At 42.8% G+C, this 20,001-nt stretch carries 13 protein-coding genes; 2 read left to right on the top strand and 11 right to left on the bottom strand.

Annotation, left to right across the window (positions count from 1 at the left end):
• The 11 genes from AC1DU2_RS11850 to AC1DU2_RS11800 all read right to left on the bottom strand — a co-directional run bounded on the left by AC1DU2_RS11850 (nt 1) and on the right by AC1DU2_RS11800 (nt 19,332).
• Nucleotides 1-3,600, bottom strand: a complete 3,600-nt coding sequence (locus AC1DU2_RS11850) for a DUF6443 domain-containing protein (RefSeq protein ID WP_477384586.1) — start codon at nt 3,598-3,600, stop codon at nt 1-3.
• Nucleotides 3,601-3,661: 61 nt separating this feature from the next.
• Nucleotides 3,662-7,585, bottom strand: coding sequence for a DUF5977 domain-containing protein (locus AC1DU2_RS11845; protein WP_477384584.1), 3,924 nt, complete (start codon nt 7,583-7,585; stop codon nt 3,662-3,664).
• 145 nt (nt 7,586-7,730) lie between these two features.
• Complete coding sequence (locus AC1DU2_RS11840; protein WP_477384582.1) at nt 7,731-8,627, bottom strand: hypothetical protein; 897 nt, start codon at nt 8,625-8,627, stop codon at nt 7,731-7,733.
• Nucleotides 8,624-9,655: a hypothetical protein gene (locus AC1DU2_RS11835; protein ID WP_477384580.1), complete on the bottom strand. Its 1,032-nt coding sequence runs from the start codon at nt 9,653-9,655 to the stop codon at nt 8,624-8,626. Before AC1DU2_RS11835 ends, AC1DU2_RS11840 begins: the two co-directional genes overlap by 4 nt.
• Before the next feature lie 4 nt (nt 9,656-9,659).
• Nucleotides 9,660-10,436 carry a hypothetical protein gene (locus tag AC1DU2_RS11830; RefSeq protein ID WP_477384578.1) on the bottom strand — a complete coding sequence of 259 codons (777 nt, stop codon included), beginning with the start codon at nt 10,434-10,436 and terminating at the stop codon, nt 9,660-9,662.
• Between the two features lie 624 nt (nt 10,437-11,060).
• Nucleotides 11,061-11,537 (bottom strand): hypothetical protein, encoded by a 477-nt coding sequence (locus tag AC1DU2_RS11825; RefSeq protein ID WP_477368359.1) that lies wholly within the window; start codon nt 11,535-11,537, stop codon nt 11,061-11,063.
• 820 nt (nt 11,538-12,357) lie between these two features.
• A complete protein-coding gene (locus AC1DU2_RS11820) occupies nt 12,358-12,720 on the bottom strand; it encodes a transposase (protein ID WP_477384576.1) in 363 nt (120 codons plus the stop codon).
• Nucleotides 12,721-13,173: 453 nt separating this feature from the next.
• A complete protein-coding gene (locus AC1DU2_RS11815; RefSeq protein ID WP_477368066.1) occupies nt 13,174-13,434 on the bottom strand; it encodes a hypothetical protein in 261 nt (86 codons plus the stop codon).
• A gap of 13 nt (nt 13,435-13,447) precedes the next feature.
• Nucleotides 13,448-15,529, bottom strand: a complete 2,082-nt coding sequence (locus tag AC1DU2_RS11810) for an RHS repeat domain-containing protein (protein ID WP_477384574.1) — start codon at nt 15,527-15,529, stop codon at nt 13,448-13,450.
• Between the two features lie 324 nt (nt 15,530-15,853).
• On the bottom strand, nt 15,854-16,420 hold the full coding sequence (locus tag AC1DU2_RS11805; protein ID WP_477368072.1) for a hypothetical protein: 567 nt from the start codon (nt 16,418-16,420) through the stop codon (nt 15,854-15,856).
• The gene (locus tag AC1DU2_RS11800) at nt 16,417-19,332 is read right to left on the bottom strand and encodes an RHS repeat domain-containing protein (protein ID WP_477384572.1); all 2,916 of its coding nucleotides are present in this window, start codon (nt 19,330-19,332) and stop codon (nt 16,417-16,419) included. Before AC1DU2_RS11800 ends, AC1DU2_RS11805 begins: the two co-directional genes overlap by 4 nt.
• Between AC1DU2_RS11800 and AC1DU2_RS11795 the strand changes: the two genes are divergently transcribed.
• Both AC1DU2_RS11795 and AC1DU2_RS11790 read left to right on the top strand, forming a co-directional pair.
• Nucleotides 19,332-19,538, top strand: a complete 207-nt coding sequence (locus tag AC1DU2_RS11795) for a hypothetical protein (protein WP_477368078.1) — start codon at nt 19,332-19,334, stop codon at nt 19,536-19,538. The two genes, AC1DU2_RS11800 and AC1DU2_RS11795, sit on opposite strands and share 1 nt — an antisense overlap.
• Nucleotides 19,539-19,883: 345 nt before the next feature.
• Nucleotides 19,884-20,001, top strand: a 118-nt coding sequence (locus tag AC1DU2_RS11790; protein WP_477356830.1) for an IS1/IS1595 family N-terminal zinc-binding domain-containing protein, incomplete at its 3' end; no start/stop codon positions are given.

Genomic DNA, 20,001 nt, shown 5'->3' with positions numbered 1-20,001 from the left:
TCACTTACCCACATACCTTCTAAATACACAGGAGGCCCGTTCTCCTATATGTCGCGGACTATTTGTAGTCGCACGAAAACCAAAATCATTTTCTTTTAATATCTCTCCTGGATGTCCATTTCCTACTTCGGCCACACTTATCGTCTTATTRGTACCACTCACGATACCAACATGACCTGTTGCCGGGTGCGAGCCATAATTTATATGCTCCGCCACTACGTCCCCCGCCTGAGGGGTTTCATTTGGACCTAATACTCTCCAACCAGGTATACTTACATTAGGGTCTGCCCATTGTTGAGCTGTTGGCGGCGATCCGTATCCGAACATTCGTTTTAAAAAATTTCCATTAGGCGTACCGAGATCAATGCCAGCCTTCTTAAGCATATCATAAACAAATTTGTTACATTTATCGGTTCCTGGGTCATAGTTATCTTTCTGTCTATCAAAATCCCAATCGTGAGGATTATTTTTCAATGCATTTTCTGCGTCATTAGCTATGACCTGGCCAAGTGTAGTTTGAGTTTGTTGGTAAGCGTTTGTAGGTGTCACAAAAGTAGCTGAGGCCATTCCCTCTATCTGTTCCATTGCCTCATAAGTGGGTACCTCTTGTCCATTAGCGTCTCTATAACTCCCAGTATTATAATCATAGGTAAGCATTCCGTCAATGTCAATATTTCTGATCGGGTTATTCTCCACGTAATTATATGGCGACCATCTCCTGCTTTTCTCAGCCAGCGGATCAATCGAATTCCATCTTGCAATCACCGGGTCATAGAACCGAGCACCGTAATCGTATTCGTTCAACTCATCCTGCATCTCTTTGCCGTTGTAAAGATATTTATTTCCAGCATTTTGCTGGCGGTGTATATTTAGGCCAAAGGGGTAATAATCATCCTCGCCAACTTTACCGTTTGTTTGGTCAAATGTTACCCGGTTGTTACCCAGGTGATCGCTCAGTGCGTACTCATAAATATAGTTGGCGCCGGTCTTGATCGCCCGACCTTCATCGGTTTGAATAAAGTCTATCGTGCCATCCACCTTGTATTGGATCCCGCTTATGTAATCGGTTGATGCCCCGCTGCTTATTTTTCTGAGTTTATTACCGGCAGCATCATAGGTGTAGGTTAAGCTTTTGCCGGGTATAACGGCCGGCAAATTCAGCAGGTTGTAGTTAATCGTATTCCCCTGGCCATCACTAGTGGCATTGCCGTTAACGTCATAGCCATAGCTCCGGGTTACGCTGTTGTTATTACTGGTAACCGTTTGCAACTGGTTGCCGCTATAAACATAACTGAGTATGCCGGTGTTTGGCCCAAAACGGGTCATGCCTTGTATATTGCCGTTCGTATCGTACGTAATACTGTTTTCACTGAATGCCTCTGCCGAATTACCCGCCGTTAAACGGTTGAGTTGATCGTAATTATAGGTGACAAACTTTTGTCCTACAGTGCCCTTGTTATATAATTGTTCGGCAATGTTGCCATTATACTGCGGGCTTCCGTTATTTGCCGGTACCGGTGTATTGTAATTAAGCGCCATGCTAAACAGCTTATCGGCGGTGGGCACCACATTAGGATCATTGATCTTAGAAAGCCAGCCGCGTTCATTATAAGCATAGCTTGTGTTTTGTAAAAACGATGCACCAGTGTTGGTGCTGTGCAGGTGCTTTACCTTTAGCTGGCCAACCTCATTATAATCCACCTGGCTTAGTAATACATTAACCCCGCCGTTAATTTGTTCAAAGGTCTGCGTTTTGCGGGCCATGTGGTCGTAAACGTAAGTGTTGGCTGCGGTTAACACCGGGGCCGTTGTACTGGTGGTGTTATAATGTTTACGGGTAGTAGCAGTTACCGTATTGGTAAAATCATAACTGTTGGTTAATACGTCATAGTTATTTACATTTGGTGTGCCGCCACCAAGGTAGTGCTGTTTGTAGGTTTGGATATCGCGGCCGAGGTCATCATAATAGCTTACAGTCCAAAGCATGTTGGCTGTGCCCAGTATGTTTATTTTACTGCCGGTAAGCAGGCCTGTGGTCTGGCTGCTTGCCCCCGATGGCATGGTATTAAACACCGAAGGCAGCCCGGTAATATTGCTGAAACTGTAGTCATCGTAATAGTTTATACTCAGGTAACTGCTCATGGCTGGATAGCTGTTGACAGCAGGATTATTGCCGACGAAATATCCTATATTTACGTCACTTTTATCGCGGGTATCCCATTGGGCAGCTGCATAAATATTGGCCTGTAAAGTAGATTGTGCTATAACAGCGCCTGCATTCCACAATCCAGTCATCACTACCTTGCCTAAAGCATCATATTTGGTCACGGTCCATTGGTTGGTTAACCGTTGGATAGCATCCTGGGTAAGTACCGGTTGGTCCAGCTTATTGTATACCACGTATTCCCAGCCCTTGCCAGGTAATTTTTTCCGAATTAACCGGTTCTGCTCATCGTAACTGTATTGGTAGCACAGGTTATCAAGAACAGTTTGTGCAGGCAGCACATTATCAGCATTACTCATTGGTGGCAGCACAAAAGCCAGGTTGCCCAGGTCGTCATATACATAATAGGTAGATAGGATCTGCAGGGTTGTACCGCTGTAATTAAATGTGCGTTTCAGTACCACGTGCCCTTCATTATCTTTATATGTTTCTGTTGTGCCCCCCCGGCCGCTTTTCCAGTTTTCATCTTTGGCAATGCCAACATCAAGTTGCGCGGCCAGGTAATTGGCATTGATCCCTGCTGCCCTGGTAAGTGTGCGGCTCCCGTCTGTATTTATTATTACCCCATAAAGCGCAGCAACCATTGTGTTAGCCGTATCCGTTATCGCTGTTGCATTATTGATGGTGTAAACCATTTTTTTGGTGTGCCCGGTAGCATTACCGGCTACAGGTTGCCAGTCGGTACCCGGCGCACCCTGTTCTGTTGCCCGGTTCAATGGTGATGACTCAAAGTTGGTTACCGCAAAGGGCTTGGGGTTATAAACTATGCCGTTGCTCTGCTGGGCACCGGAAGTTGCTGTACTACCGGCGGGGTAATAAAAATTCAGCACACCGGCGCCTGCTGTTAGGGCATCTGTTTTGTAGCCGCCATCAGCTGTAGTTGCTGCATAGGGCAGATATTTTTGTGCTTCCCTGCCAAAAACATCATATACAAAAAGCTGCACCAAATCTTTATCCAGTGGCGAGCCTTTTATCTGGATGCTTTGCAGCTGTCTGCCCAATCCGTCAAAGTATTGTACTGTTTGCATCAGTTCGCAGGTGCTGCGGTTGGCTAAACCCGCAGCTGTATTGATGCCGCCAACGCGAGGTGTCGATGTTAATATATAATTTTTATTGGCACTTAAAGCCGTGGTTTGCGGTACGCAATCTGGGCCAACAATATACAAGCTCAGGCTGCTGCTGCTTGCTGCCGCAAAGCTAAAGGTGGGATTAAGCACTATACTGGTATTGCTGTAATAGGAGCCCGCTACAGGTGTGCCCGTCATGGCGGCATTTACATATGTTTGCGCCTTTGAATATATAGCCGACAGCAAAATGCTGAAAGCTAAAAGTAATGGCTTTAGTTTTGATTTTATGGTGATATGGAAAATGGCCATATGATAGTGGTTTAAGGTTAACGCTTTAATTTAGTATCCCTGGTAATGGAAGCCTGTTATTTTAATAAATTCCAACATTTCTTTCTCCTCCGGTACCGCTATTGATATTTACATTAGTAAATGTAACATGGTTCCCTGCAACCGCTGTCCTTGCGCCCACATAACAGTTATGGCTGTTACTTGAACCAATGGTGGAAAAAGATACACTATAGATTCCGGCAGGTAATACAAGTGTAGACGAACCCGGAGGGCATACATAACTTCTGGCATTCCCGGTACCTGCAGAAAAATTTAATCCCGTTGTAAAATTCATCCCAATGGAATCCGACGTGGAATTACTAAATGTAACTGTTATCGGGTTGGCACATACACAATTGGCATTGGCATAATTTTGACCGTTGGCGTTAACTTCATTTTGAGCCTGGTTATCGGCATCGGCCTGCGAAATAACCGAACTATAGGTTTGGGCAGCTACAACATAATATACCTGCCCCGGCGTGGTACCGGCGGTGCAGGTATTTTTTGTAAAAAGTGTAGATAAAGCCGAATTATAATATTTCAGGATACAGGTGCCGTTCGCATTAGCATATGCCTGACCATATGAAGATGCCGACTGCCCATCATACATCTCACTTACAGCCTGCGCATTGGCATCTGCCTGGGATATTAAAGATGTATACTTACCGGCAGCAACTGTATAGGTTACCGGAGGGCCAGGTATGTAATTTCCCGTTGGGCAATCATTCTTCAAAAAGCTGGCAGACTGTGTAGTATTTAAAAACGGTGTAGCATAATTATATGCGTAGTTTTTTACAATACTACCATTTTGATCTTTAACGTTTATAAGTCGTATAAACTCATCGTATTCAAAATAGCTGTTTTTGTAATTGGCATCGGTTGTGCTTTCAACTTCAACTCCTTTGTAATAATTGGCGGTTGCCATTTGTGCGGTCTGCGGGCTTAACGCTACCTGGTCAACTAAATTACCATTGGTATTAATGCTTACAGCAGTAATGCCGGTTAGCGCCCATTTATATAGGCTCCAATTACTATTGATAGCAGTACTTACGCCATTTACCGTTACCGATCCGCTTCCTTTTGCCCATAAGCTTACATTGTAGTTACCGGATAATAAACCACTTTTGGTGATAACCCCATTATAGCTTTTTGAGCCTGATTTGCTTGACGATGATGAAATGCCGCCTAATGCATATGTCCAGTTACCTAAATCGTCCGTTTCAAATCCAGAGTATGCAATTGTACCAAACGATGCATTATCGGCTTTAGCCAGAGTATTTCCTGATTTATCTAAAATAATAGCAGTTTTAATTCCTCCCTGGTTTTCAAATTCAACAAGGCGGCTCTTGTCGTCATAAGTATTACATACTAAAACAGGTTTAAAGTTATGATCTGCCGGTAATAAAATGGTACCTGAGAATGAACCCGGTGTTCCTGACAAAGGTTGTGTTAGCCGCGCCGTGTAAACTTTAAGCGGTCTGATAATACCACTGTTTAGCGTTTGGTATTCTGTTACGCTTGATTGTACCAAAAAACTACCAGAAGACTTGGTTAGCCACGATTCTGTTAATACAGGTTGATTAATTATATTATTGGTAACAAGTGTAGATAACGAACCACTCAAATTATAATCAAAAGGATAATAAAAATACTTTTTTAAAGTGTTACCATCGGAGTTAAGTTGCGAAGATGTACGGAGCATGTAATAATTGGCATCATAAGTATTTTGTGTAAGTACTTCTTTCGGCGTAACTAAGCCAGTTGATGGGTAGTTATATTCATGTGTAGCTTTTAATTCTGCTCTCCCTATTACAGGATAGTAGTTATTGAATTTATATATAAATCTGATGGCGTACGGATCAGAACTTCCATTAGTTCCAAAAACATCAACTTCCCCATCTTTTGACATATATAATGATCTATAGTTATCATCAATCTTTTGTTGCTGAAATATGTTATACTCATTTACGGTTCGCTTAGTCATGGCGCCGGTTGAGGAAAAATAAGTAGTAGTAAGCGGCAGGCCCACAGCCCAATAAGGTTGGTCCACCGGGCGGTAAGGATAATAGTCCTTCGGATTCCAAAAAGTAGTATAGCTTAGGTCAGAATACTCGTATACTATCTTCCCGTTGTTGTTGCTGCCATTTTGCAGCACTTCTTCTACCCGCCTGTAACCGGCAAAGCTGCCGTCGATATTAGATATTGGATTTACAGGGGTTGTATAAGAAGTTGTCGTCGTATATTTTATATGGGGGTTAGATGGCCATCCTCCGTCATCATAATAACTATTCTTAACAAATGTAAATTCCGGCTGTTCGCCTATAAAGCCGGAAGACAAGCCGTCAATCTCCACATAATTATATTGTTTGACGATATCATTCTGCGGAGTTATGCCGTCATGCAGCGTCCGTTTCTTTATACGTAATCCGGCAACGGTAACATTGCCGCTTGTTCCACGTTTATCGTTAAGTTCGTATTCAAACTCTTCTGAACCTCCGGTTGGATAGATGATTCTCTTTATAATACCTAATTTCGCATAATTCAAATCAGGCGTTCTATCTGCAGCCGGTCCCTGTTCAGTGGGTATCACAAAAGCGGTAGCATTTGTTGAAGCAGTAGCATTTGTTTTTCCATTGTAATAACCCCAAAAATCCAAACCAGCTTCTACTATGGACGAACTATTCACCGAATAGCTGTGTGGCACATTAATTTCATTTAAGTTTTGATCTAAAAAGTAATCGAACGCATACATTGTCTGATGATTATTATTGCTGCCAACCAGGTCAATGGCATTTAAATAATCATTCCCTTTTGTAGCAAAATATGTATTTGTCGTGGGTTGTGTATTGGTATAAGTAGCCTTGGCGCCAGGGCCCCAGTATAGATATTTCAAATAATAACTTTTTACAACTTCTTGCTGGGTGTTAAGAATATCTATCGATTTTAACAAAGGAGATGTAATTGGATCAGTTCCATCCAAAAAGTAATTTAAATTAATTTTAGTTTGATCTGAAAAAGTAATACTCTGTAGGTCCGCTCCTTTTGCCCCAATTCCCACAGAAGTTGATGTGTTCCCGAATGGCATGTCTGATCGTTTACTATACACGCCCATTGATGCTGCACCACCTGTCCATGTTTGCCTAACTATGTATTGATAGGTTATAGATTCTTCGCTAAACGGTGCTTCTATTTTAGTTAATAACCAGGATGATGGGTACTCCTTCATATAATAGACAGCCGTAGGAGTCAGACCTGGGTTAGGATCATATTCTTTAGTTACCTCAGTCTGATTAAAGTAATATTTTATTCCAGCTTCATCAATTATCAGGAACGAGGCTAATTTAAATTGCGTGCTGCTGGTAAAATTGGGGATTATTTTCACTTTACTATCAGTCACTATTATCACCTGCTTGTCTTTACCAATATAAAACTTGCCAGATTTCCCCGGAATACTAAATTCAAAAATATCATGCTGTGAATCTGCGGTTCCGTCGGCATAATTAAAGGTTGGATCAACATTGTTTATTCTGCCGTCGCCATCTGGCTTGTATGTTATACCATTGTTGTATAAAACACCATTCCACTTGGTAATCGGGGTTCCATCTGATGAAGTTTCATTGGTTTGATAATCATCGGGAATACCTCTTGTGTGCCTTACAATGGTACCGCCAGCACGAAGCAGCCAGCCCCTTCCTGTTATATTAGTAGGCTCATTCGCTTTAATACCGCCGGCACCGGTATAAACCAGGCGCATGCTGAAATTCAAAACGGACATTTTCTTTTCATATAGCGGCAAATCTATATTCGCCATCCCGGTGAAGTTATTCATCGGTATATTGTCAATCTTGCTGAATGCATACGCATTCGGCGAATGCATGCTAAAGTTATGCGTATAATCAGATTGAGCCTGGAGGGCCCCCTCTATAAATGAGGTAAAAAATAATACCAGCAATAAACGGTAAAACATAGTTATTAGATTAAAGTGAGTGAAAGGGCCTTTTTTTGTAAAAAATCATGTTGCTGATTACAATCGTTGTATTTATTAATTCAACATGTTGTGAAGAATTATTGATAGCGGTTAATTGGTTTAATTTTATGATAGCTACATGGCTTTATTTGATTTTGTCGGCAAGCAACTCCATTTTCTTGTTTAATCTATCAATTTGTTCCTGCTGTATTTTTAGTTTTGTTTCAAGAGTATAATTATTTTGCGATTGCGCTTTCACCTCTTTATCCTTCTCAATCAAATACAAAGTCAATTCCTCTACCTTTTTAAGCAATAGTTTATTCATCTCGCCCAGGTTGATACCGTTTTTGGCAACCTCCTGCTCAGATGGAATTTCGGGGAGGTGGTGGTTTTGGTCGATGAAAGCTTTTATGTTGGTAAGAGATGCCAATTCATAGCTTTTATCAAAAACATAATCAGCCCAACCTGTTTCTACTCTAATTTCCTTAGCCCTTATTTTTCCGTTAACTGATAAACGGTACGCCGGATCGGGAGTTAAGGTGTTTAAGCCCAGGTTACCGTTAAGATCTGTATACATAACCGGGACAACATTTAATGCAACTTCATTGGCTGGTGCCGTGGTTGTAGTAGACAAGGTAACCAGTTGATTGGCTGTAGTCCCGCCTGAAAGCAGGAATGATTTGATAGAAAAGGCTTTATACCTGGCACCCGTGGTAACGACATAAAAATTGGTAGACGTTCCGCTTTGGTACGCTTTTAAGGTAAAACTGTTACCGCTTGAACTACCCAAGGTAACCTGGTTTACACTTAAGCCGTTGCGGTTTGCTATGTAGTAAGTGGTTTCGCCGTTGGTATCAGATTCCCAGGCGCTACCAAATATGTCTACCTTTAATTTATTAAAATTGCCCAAATCTGATGGAGAAACATTAATTGTACCTACATATACATATATAGTGGCATTATCGCCCACTATATTATTGCTATACTGCGCCTTTGCCAATACTGGTATCAGGAAGACAAATAAGAATATTAACTTTTTCATTTCGGTTGTTTTTTATTGAGGTGGGTAACTTGTTTTTTCAGATTAGCAAGTTCTTGCGCCATGAACTTAAGCTGAGCAGTATTTTCTTTTTCATTTTTGTCCTTCTCAATCAAATACAGTGTCAACTCTTCCACCTTTTTAAGCAATAGTTTGTTCATTTCGCCCAGGTTGATGCCGTTCTTGGCAACCTCCTGTTCAGATGGAATTTCGGGCAAGTGATGATTTTCATCGATGTAGGTTTTCACATCGGTTAAAGTGGGCAGCGTATAGTCTTTTTTGAAAACGTAATCGGGCCAGTTAGCATATAATTTAACAGTCATAGATGTTGCGATGACATTGCCGTTCACGGCGAATTTATAGCCCTTGGTATCTATTGTTCCTACACCCACATTCCCAGCATTAATGGATAAATAGGTACTACCAGACGTCCCCCAGGATTGTATATCCTGGTTCGGATCCCTTTCCCACCAGGTCCTGGTATCCGTTTGGGGGTTGCCAAATGATACGTCAACAGAAATTCCGTCGTGCAATCTTGCCGTCGTCCAGTCGCTGCCGGCAGCGTTACGTACAATCCAAAGATTGTTTTTGAAGTTATTTGCCGTACCCGCGGTGCTGCTTACCGAACTTAGCAATACGTTATTTTTTGCTACCGAGCCCAGGGGAACACTATTATAAACAGTAAACTTGGCGTATGGGCTATTTGTTCCAATACCAACGTTCCCTGCAAAATATCCCTGTCCGTCAGCCCTTACACTGAAATTTGTATTGCCATTTGTTATACCATCATAGTAATAGTTTGCAGCATTATTATTATTGTCTGTTATCGCCCGGAAAATTCCAGCCGGATAATAATAGCCAGCTCCTAGCTGATGACCAGTAAAAAATATTTGCCCGGCCGAGGTTTGGGCTACTATTTTGGTGTTATTATTTAATATATCGTTAGCATCAACCGTAACAGTTTTGGTTTGCGCGTTGGAAAAATGCATATTGGCTAAACCAGCCAGTATTAGTAGTAATACTTTTTTCATTTACCTATTTATTGGGATTCTTTAAATCCTGTACTTGTTTTTTTAATTCATTAATCTCTTCCCTGGCTTCTATCATATAAAGCGTCATTTCTTCCATCTTTTTAACCAGCAGCTTGTTCATCTCGCCCAGGTTTAGGCCATCTTTAGCAACCTGCTCTTGGGATGGCATATCCGGCAAGTGCTGATTTTGATCGATGTAGGTTTTTACATCAGTGAGAGATAGGAGCTGATAATCTTTTCTGAAAACGTAATCAGGCCAGTTGGTTATTTCGACTTTAATCTGCTTTGAACGAATATTACCATTTACCGACAAGGCCTCACGCGGTGTTAATGTCCCTATCCCAATATTTCCGGCTCCGTCAATAACCAGGTCATCGCCATAATACCATTGATTTCCTGTTCCTAATTTATTGAACGACCTCCTGGTACCGATAATCATTTTTCCGGTAGCGTTAGAACCAGTAGCTGTGCCCGCTACAGTTATAATTCGTCCTTGTCCCCATATATTGGTGCCGTCGGTATTTGCAGGAATTGCGAATTCTAACTGCGCACCTGCGACAGCCGATCTTGCTCCAGTATTTCCCTGGACAACTAAACCGCCTCCATTCAAAGGGTGCGCATTATCACCGTCGGTATTTGTACCGGTGCCGACAATGTGAAGGTTAGTTGCCGGGGATGTTGTTCCGATGCCAACATTACCAGTAGCCGGAAATGTATTTTGCGCGTAAGAAGATAAAGCTGAAAATAGTACAGCCAATACCAAAAGAAAAAATGATTTCATTTATTTAAAATTGAATTTGTAATTAAAGGTTGCTGCTTTGAGCAGGGCTGATCAAACATGCCATTCAGCGGTTATAACCGTGCGAATAAATAAAGGCGGATAACCTTTATTAGCCACAAGTAATACTATAACCTTAACTGATATTTAATGCTTGTTTGCTTGATAGACCTAGCTTATAGGGAGTATTTTTCATAAATTTGTGATTGGTTTAAGTTTTACGAAAATATTATTTGAAAACCATAAATCCAAAGATTTGAGATAATAAATTTGTGGGTATTGTAATATATTCGTTCCGTCGCGTTTTAAACGATTTAGCAAATTGTTTCCTGCTATACATCACTTCGTGCATAAATCGCTCGTCTATCAACAACCCATCACCTAATAACCGCAACAAACACTTACCCGATACAAAATCCACCGCTCGTATCAAACCTGTGTGTGGTTTGCAGTTGCCGCAATAATTTGCAAAGCGAAAAAAATCGCCTTCAAAATCCGGCCGTTGAATAATGTATTTATTGTCCGGGGCCGAGCTGGGTTGCACCGGCACTCTCGACAGCCTTACGTCTAGTTTTTCGGCCCGAAGGGCAATCGCGATGATCATATTGGTCCTCATAGTGGCAGTGTCTATTTTAACCCGGGCGATAATGCTGTCCAGGGATGTAAAAGATATTTTACCTGTACGGTTAAGCACATTATATGCAATTTCCGGGGATAGCTTGGCAGGTTGCCATTGGCATCATATGTATATGACACCGTTGAAGCCGCGAGGTTCATGAAGCCTGCGCCCGTATAACCCGAGTCGGTGCCATCGGGTATGTTATTGAGCTTATCGGCAATATTAGGATCGTAAGTGTAAGTAAGGTTATCTATCGGTACCGGCGTACCCGATCCCTGCGTACTTGTATTACGCATAAGGCCTGTGATATTGCCGTTGGCATCATAACCGGTTATGGCCTCGTCCCAGCCGTGCCCTGCTGCAAAAGAGGTAGTAGCGGCACTCGTTCGCTCTTCATAGCCCGATGCCGTATACCTGCCCACAGCATCATAAGTATACGTAAATGCCCCCTCGTAACTTTTATTGCCCGCGGCATCCTTATACATCCATTTAACCGAATTGGGGCACCCGTTATAATAAGCTCAGTTGTTAAGGTTTGCATCATTGGTTTCATAATACATTTGCATCCCAAACAAATCAGTATTATCGTCGTTCAGGGTGTCATCGTTACACTATTATTGATACTGGTAAGCTGCTCCCGGATGTTAAAACGGTAATCTATCGTGCGATAATTGCTGTTTAATTATTGGGTTACAATAGCGTAGGTATCGCGGTTAATATCCTTGCCCGGTACTTTCTTCCCGAACATTGTTTTTTGACTTAAAAATCATGGCAATGCCTGCGGCCCGTGCTATTCGCTTATACGGCCTCAGGCATTAAGCGCGAGGCCGGTATTCGCTGCTATCCCTATTGCGAACCGCCGGTAGATAAAAACACCTGGATGAAATTAAGGATCCGGGTGTTCTATATTTAGCGGAAATACGGTAGTTGCAAACTAAAAGCATAGCCGTTCGAAGAGACATTCGAACTGCGGTAGACTACGGACAACAGGGAAGGCTGTGGCATTACTAATGACAATAGTGTGCTTCTGATATTAAGACTTTTCGTTTTTCTTTTGTCTACCCCCCCAGGCTGGCGCACGCGTGTCGCGTGTGCCAAGTTGTTTAGCACAAATCTTGTCATTTACAAAAATTCAATATCAACGAGTCCTTTACCATCGGCATAATCAATAGCGCTTGAATATTTCCAGTACCATGGTTCGTCAACAAAGTCGGGCGCTACCGGATTGTTGTGAATATAGTCGGCTTTTTGTTGGATAACGTGGGCACTCCATAGTTCAATAGGTTTGTTATGATGCTGCCAAAACTAGTAGCTTGTAACGTTACTGCTATTTGCAGCCGCCTTTTTAAACATCGATAACATCCACTCCCTGCGAGATTCCTGGAAGTTGCCCTCAATTTCCTTAACTAATTTTTTCGCTGTAAATTCTTTAAACCTGCCTAATATTACTTCCGGATTATTATCCCTTGCCCTGTAAATTAAATGTATGTGGCTGGGCATGATACACCAGCAATATAATTCCATGCCGAGGTTATTTTTGCAATATGTTAAACTTTCTGTTATTACCTCGTTATAAACCGGCCTTGTAAAAACATCTATCCAGTTAACTGTGGCAAAGCTTACAAAGTATAACCCCTCTTTATTTAAAAATTTATATTTTCTGCTCATTGGTGATTGGTTTAGCTTTATAAAGCTACAATGATTAGATAACATTAATAAACAAATGAAAAAGATCCCAGATGCTCTTAAACATCCGGGATTTGAAATTGGCTTTGCATAGCGCATACCTATCAGCGGGGCACACGCGACACGCGTGCGCCAGCTTGGGGCAAACATGCATCCTATAACAACGAAACTGTTAAGCGCCTGGAAGATATCGAAACGCTGGACGGTAACACCAAATCAGTGCTGTTTAATATCATTGACACTTTTCTTAGGGATGCTAAAGCAAGAAAAGCTTACGCCCATTAAACAACAAAGCCCGGCATCTCCGCCAGGCTCTGTTTATTCTACAGCTTTATATTATCCAACAAGCACCCTGCCTTGCATGAGTACCACAGGCCTGGAGGCCTGCGGTAGCGTTCAACAAGCCCTCGCGGTAGCTGAGCGACACAGTTTATTTTACAGACCCATCTGATTTTTCAGCTTTCGGATTTCCTCAATTAAATAAGGAATATCCTGTTTTGCGTTAGCTATGAAATCGTAATCTGCTTCAGTCGCGCCCAATAACTCAATATCTTGACCACGATCTTCCTCCGAACCTGTCATGATAAAATCCGACCCAGCTTCGTGATCTCTACCTTCTATGTAAGCTTTCCATGGGCCTTTTTGAGTTTTTGAACACCGGAACTCAATTTGATTTAATTCGTCTTCGGAAATCATGTTTTTTATATTATTATTTTTTTAAAGCTGGGTTTTTAAAAACTGGATTTAATAGCCTACTAGCAATCTCAGGCGGCAACTTGGTCAAGGTAGCATGCCAGATGCTTTGGCCTTGTGTACGTATTACGTCGCCCCCTGCCGCGCGCACATCACGGACCGTTGTAACTCCAACTTTGCCATTTGGCAATCCTTCTGCCAAATGTTCGACGGGTGCTTCTCCAGTATGTGTTGAAACTCCCACTACCCCGCTTGGATGAGTCTCAGTACTAATTTTAGCCAAACTTTCAGGCGTATTCATTCCTCCTCGAACCACGATAGCATTATCTGGTATTATTTCTCCCAATGGCTCTATTGTGGGTTTTCCTCCGCCTCCACCTCCATCTGCAAGAGAAGACAATATCATCGCTGCATTCAGGACGTTCGCCCCAAGTTCTGTCTTGCCGGATCCAGATCCCTTTGAACTCATGTCGGCTATATTATCATCCACAGCGTTAAGGCCCACTCCGCTAACAATGCTGAACGCAATGCTTCTTATTGTCGAATAAACCGGATGGGTCAACTTGTCACCGCTTGTAGGCGGTCTAAGCAATCCTTTTTGCGCGGATGGACTGTCGTCAGGATCTTCACCTACTGGGAAGGTGCCGCAACAAGGCTCCATTCCATCAGGATCGATAAACCTGAGAGGATTATCCATTACATAATTATAAGGCGTCCACCTCCTCGACTTTTCCGCCAACGGATCCACACTCGTCCACCTCCCAATCACCGGATCATAGAACCTTGCGCCGTAATCATACAATCCTGTCTCCTCCTGTAATTCCTTTCCATTATAAAGGTACTCATTTTTAGGAGATGATATAGTACCCTGTAAACTTTGTATGGTATACCCAAATGCATAATAATCGGTATGCTGCACATTTTTGGGTGTCAGCTGGGTAGCATCTGCCGGGTCCCAGGTGGTCGTTAACCGGGTATTGCCCAGGTGGTCTTTCAGGTCATATTCGTAAACGTAGGCTGTCCCGCTTTTCCGTGCCCGGCCCTCTTCTGTCTGGATGAACGCGATAACCGGCGCGCTGCCGGTGTATTCGTACTGGATGCCATTGATATATTCATCCGTTGTCGTGGTTGCCCCCGCAGTAAACAGTTTTCTTAGCTTCCGGCCTGCTGCATCATAAACATACACCGTGGTATTCCCGTTCGATCGGGTTATCGTTTGCGGCAGGTTCAGCATATTATACGTAAAACCGGTCAAGCCTTTATTCAAATCTTTCAACTGGTTGCCGTTGCCGTCATAAGTATATTCCCCCGTTTGGCTTACCCCGTTGGTAAACCCATAGGTACCTGCATAGGCAGATGCATCGTCAATCCTGTCTACCCGGTTACCGATATACGTATACGTCAGGGTATCTATCGCTGTACGGGTGGTGCCTATTTTATCATACCTGCCCAGGTTGGTGATATTGCCCATATTATCATAGGTGGCATACTCGCTATGAAAACCATCCTTACTGGTAGCAGTGGTTGATACCGCGTCGTTCAGCCGGTTCAGCTTATCGTACCGGTAATCATAGGTAAATGCGCTGAACGATGTACCTGATACGCTGCCCGTTTTTACCGTAGTTGTGGCTATGTTGCCGTTGTACTGCGGTCGCGATGAGGTGGCATTATCATACTTCAGCTCCATACCAAACTGGTCGTTAAGGTCGGTATTGGTAGTCCCGCCATCGGCGCTTAATGTAGGGTTATTGATATAGCTAAGCCAGCCCCTCGGGTTATACCTATAATCCAGGTTCTGTAAAAAGTTGGAGGTACCGTTAATGGAGTGTAGTCCTTTTTTAATCAGCTGCCCGGTTTCATTATAACTGGCCAGTGATACCCGCACAGCGCCCTGGATGGTATTGGTACTGTCCTGCAGCTGGCTGGAGTTTGATCTGCGCCTGCCCATATGATCGTACGAATAACTTTCGGACGATAGCAGCTTCTGGATCCTGGCCGTTTTGGCTGCATTGCTGATATAATGTACCCGGTAATTGGAGGTTACCTGTTTTACAAAATTATAACCAATGGATACGTCATCATAGTTATATGGGCTCAACGAGGACGAGCCGCCAAGATAATGCAGTGTTTTTTTGACTTTTGAATTTTAACTTTTGGCTCAAATCATGGCGTACGCCGCTGGTAGAAGCGGCGCCAGGCTATACACTCATACTACACAGGCATTAGCCACAGGCCGGTACCCGTTTCTATCCTTTACGCGAGCTGCGGGTATACAAAAAAACACCCGGATGAAATTAAACATCCGAGTGTTGCATATTTATTACTTAGTATGGCGTTTACCTATCAGCGGACCACAAGGCTGGAGGCTCAGCGGCAACTGGGGGGCAAAAAGCCCTCGTGATTGCAGGAGAAAGGATTCAAATTATCTGGCTACAAGAGCAGTTTTATCTCTTTGGAAACATGAAATTAAGCAACCTGATTTACCGCCTTTGCCTTTTAAAATAACAGACTCATATAAACAGCCAAGATTTAACCCAGGGACTTTAAATTCAGAAAGAAATGCTTTATAATCATCTAACTTAGCAATGCCACTGCCTTTCTTTTTGAGCGAATTAGCTACTTCGTAAATATAAAACTCTTTAAAGTCGTTGGTTTTAAATCCTTTAAGATGATAAATCCTGTTTTGTATTTTGTTGTATGCTATTATATAGTTACATGAAAATAGTTTTTTATTATCAACATCTAAAGAATCATTCTCAGGATATAAATCGTCTACACTGAACGATAAAAAAACTAATTTATTAAATCCAATATTGTCTATTGTCTTAACCTTATCTGTATTTTTAATAAACGAGTCAACATCAAGTATACCTTCGTTTCTATCCATAAAAACATGAATAACAAATGTTTGACTCAACTTAACATTTGCAACTTGAGAAAAAACGTTTCTTGAAAAAAAGAGGAGCAATAATATTAATTTAGTTTTCATTGTTTACTACTTGATTTTAATTTTCTATAATCTGATTGAGCTTTCTCTGCACTTTTTCCGCTCGGATCTCCTGCACCATGACCATCAGTTGTAGGGTGGTTAAGTAAAAATTTATAATATTGCAGCATATTTCCAACGGTATATAGTAAATGACCGAATTCGTGTGCTAACCATTCGGCATCTTGTCCAATCCTCAAATATACGGAAGCCTTATTATCTCCATCGCCTGGGAAACCTAGCATACCAGCACTCCTCACGGGCATATATGTTCCTGATGGACCGTTTTTAAATATTAAACTGCCCTGGTCATTACGCTGCCCTTCTGCTAAAGCTATACCTTCTCCTTGGCGTCCCAAGCCAAGTAATTTATCCGTAGATGAATTATCTTCCATATTTGAGAACATATCAGCATCAACCGCCCTTACAACAACATCTACTGAGGTCCCCCCTGCATCTTTTAAATTGTCCATTTGTTCAAATAACGGCTGATCATACTGTTTTACAGCGGCAATTAAATTTTCTGTTGCTTGGAACTTTTCGTTTACCTTTTCAAATTGTTTATTAGCCTGTTTTAGTGATTTAGTAGCATCTTTTATAGCTTTTTTATCTCCCAATTTGGTAACATTAGCCAAATTTGTTTCGGCACTCTTTTTTGCTTCCCATTCATCCTTAAAGCCATTCAATACATCCATTCCGTTAGGGTCATTGAAAACAGCTGGATTATCATGAGAATAGGCGTATGGTGTGTATGATGGATATAACATCGTCATCGGATCCACCGCATTCCACCTCCCAATCACCGGGTCATAGAACCGTGCGCCGTAATCATACAATCCCGTTTCCTCCTGCAATTCCTTTCCATTATAAAGGTACTCGTTTTTAGGAAAAGGTATCGTTCCCATTAAACTTTGTATGGTATATCCAAACGCATAATAATCGGTATGCTGTGCGTTTTTGGGTGTCAGCTGGGTAGCATCCGCCGGGTCCCAGGTAGTGGTGATCCGTGTATTGCCCAGGTGGTCTTTCAGGTCATATTCATAAACATAGGCGCCTGCCTTTCGTGCCCTGCCTTCTTCTGTTTGAATAAAAGCGATAACTGGCGTACTGCCCGAATAATCGTACTGGATGCCGTTAATATATTCCGTAATGTAGGTGGTAGTACCCGCCGTAAACAATTTTCGCAATTTCCGGCCTGTTGCATCATAAACGTAAACCGTGGTATTCCAGTTCGATCTGGTAACGGTTTGCGGCAGATTCAGCAGGTTGTACGTGAAACCCGTCAACCCTTTGTTTAAATCTTTCAGTTGGTTGCCGTTGCCGTCGTAAGTATACTCTCCCGCCTGGCTTACACCGTTGGTAAACCCGAAAGTACCTGCATAGGCAGATGCATCGTCAATTCGGTCTACCCGGTTGCCGATATACGTGTAAGTCAACGTATCAATCGCGGTACGGTTTGGACCAATCTTATCATACCTGCCCAGGTTGGTGATATTGCCCATATTATCATAGGTGGCATATTCGCTGTGAAAGCCATCTTTGGTGGTAGCTGTAGTAGATACCGCATCGTTCAGCCGGTTCAGCTTATCGTACCGGTAATCATAAGTAAAGGCGCTGAACGCGGTGCCCGATACACTGCCCGTTTTTACCGTAGTGGTGGCTATGTTGCCGTTGTATTGCGGCCGCGATGAGGTGGCATTATCATACTTCAGTTCCATACCAAACTGGTCGTTCAGATCGGTGTTGGTAGTACCGCCATCAGCACTCAGGGTAGGGTTATTGATATAACTAAGCCAGCCCCTTGGGTTATACCTATAATCCAGGTTCTGTAAAAAGTTCGATGTGCCGTTAATGGAATGCAGCCCTTTTTTAATCAGCTGTCCGGTTTCATTATAGCTGGCCAGCGATACCCGTACAGCCCCCTGGATGGTGTTGATGCTGTCCTGCAACTGGCTGGCGTTCGATCTGCGCCTGCCCATATGATCGTATGAATAACTTTCTGACGATAGCAGCTTCTGGATCCGGGCCGTTTTGGCAGCGTTGCTGATATAATGCACCCGGTAATTGGAGGTAACCTGTTTTACAAAATTATACCCGATAGATACATCATCATAGTTATACGGGCTTAAGCCCGACGAGCCGCCCAGGTAATGCTGGCTGTATGTGCGCACCACTTTACCCTCCTTGTCATAATAAGGAACCGTCCACAGGTAATCGCCGGTGGTGTTCAGTACAAGGTTTTTGGTGGCCGTTTGCATCCCCATGGTTAGCGGGGTATAGGCGGCATTGAAGTAATTTGCCGGTAAACCAGGGATATTGGTATACACGTCATAGTAGCTTACGTTCAGCGTGGTATTCAACGTGGCAGGCCAGGCATTGGCCGTATAGCCGTTGCCTGTTGTGGTGGTGGTTTCCCACAAAGTGCTTACCGCATCGGCAAGGCCCTGCACCGTTACATGGTTATCAACTCCTGCTGTGGCCCCATACTGCAATATTCCCATAATTACCGGCCTGCCCATATTATCGTATTTGCTTACCGTCCATTCCTGCGGCGCTTTCATCCGCTGTACTGAGTCCTGGATACCCACTACCTGATCGAGCGTGTTATAGATCATAAACTCCCAGCCCCGGCCCGGTACTTTTTTCTGGAACAGTCTGCCACGGGTATCATAACGGTACTGGTAACACCTTGTATCTATCGTGCTTTGAGAGATTGCCGCATTGGCATCGGGACTTGCGCCTGGGGGCAGCACAAAAGCCAGGTGGCCCAGGTCGTCGTACACGTAATACGTGCTCAACATTTCGGCAGTACTTCCCTTGATATTGTAGGTGCGTTTTAATAGTAAATGGCCTTCCTTGTCTTTATACTCTTCGGCAGTACCAAAACAGCCGCTGGCGGGCAGCCAAGCGTACAATGAACAACAGAGCCATTCAGGCTAATGTCCATACCTATCGAATCCTGGTAAAGCTTCGCGGTATGGAAAATATCCAGGCCGTTTACCGTAACTTTAAAATGAAGCCCGGTGGTATCCTGCCGGCTTTCCTCGATGGGAAACTCCCCGAGCGTACTTTTAGCGGTCCCAGCCACCGAGTCGCCGAGCATGGTAAAGTTGTAAGTTAAAGGATAAGGGGTGTTGTCGGCCGTAGTTAACTTGCCATACCATTTCCCGGATAAATCAGTAAACGTGGCAAAACTGCATAAAATAATTATCGGCAGTAAAATTGCGATAAATAGGTATATTTGGTTTAAGGTCAACCAAATATATTAATATTTCAGCAATTAAGATATGTGGAGATTTTTTTTAAAAAAAATCTTATTTAAGCGTTGAAAACTTTTGATATAATTGCCAAAAATAGTTGGTAKAATATTTGTAATCGACTGTAATAAAGGAATATACATCAAGCAAATTGAAATCGGTTTCAATTTGCTTTTTTTGTTATATGAAATCGTCAAAAAAAGGCGTGTTTGACCTGTAAGAGCACGGATGTAATAAAGTGGGGCAAGCAGAATAAAAAACAGCGATATAAGTGTAAATCATGTGGGCAATTGTTTATTCGGCAGCACGCTGGTGTAAGAGATAAGG

The sequence above is a fragment of the Mucilaginibacter sp. P4_C11 genome, assembly GCF_056402115.1.
Note: the sequence above shows the minus strand (reverse complement) of the source record. Positions and strands in the feature narration are given on the sequence as shown.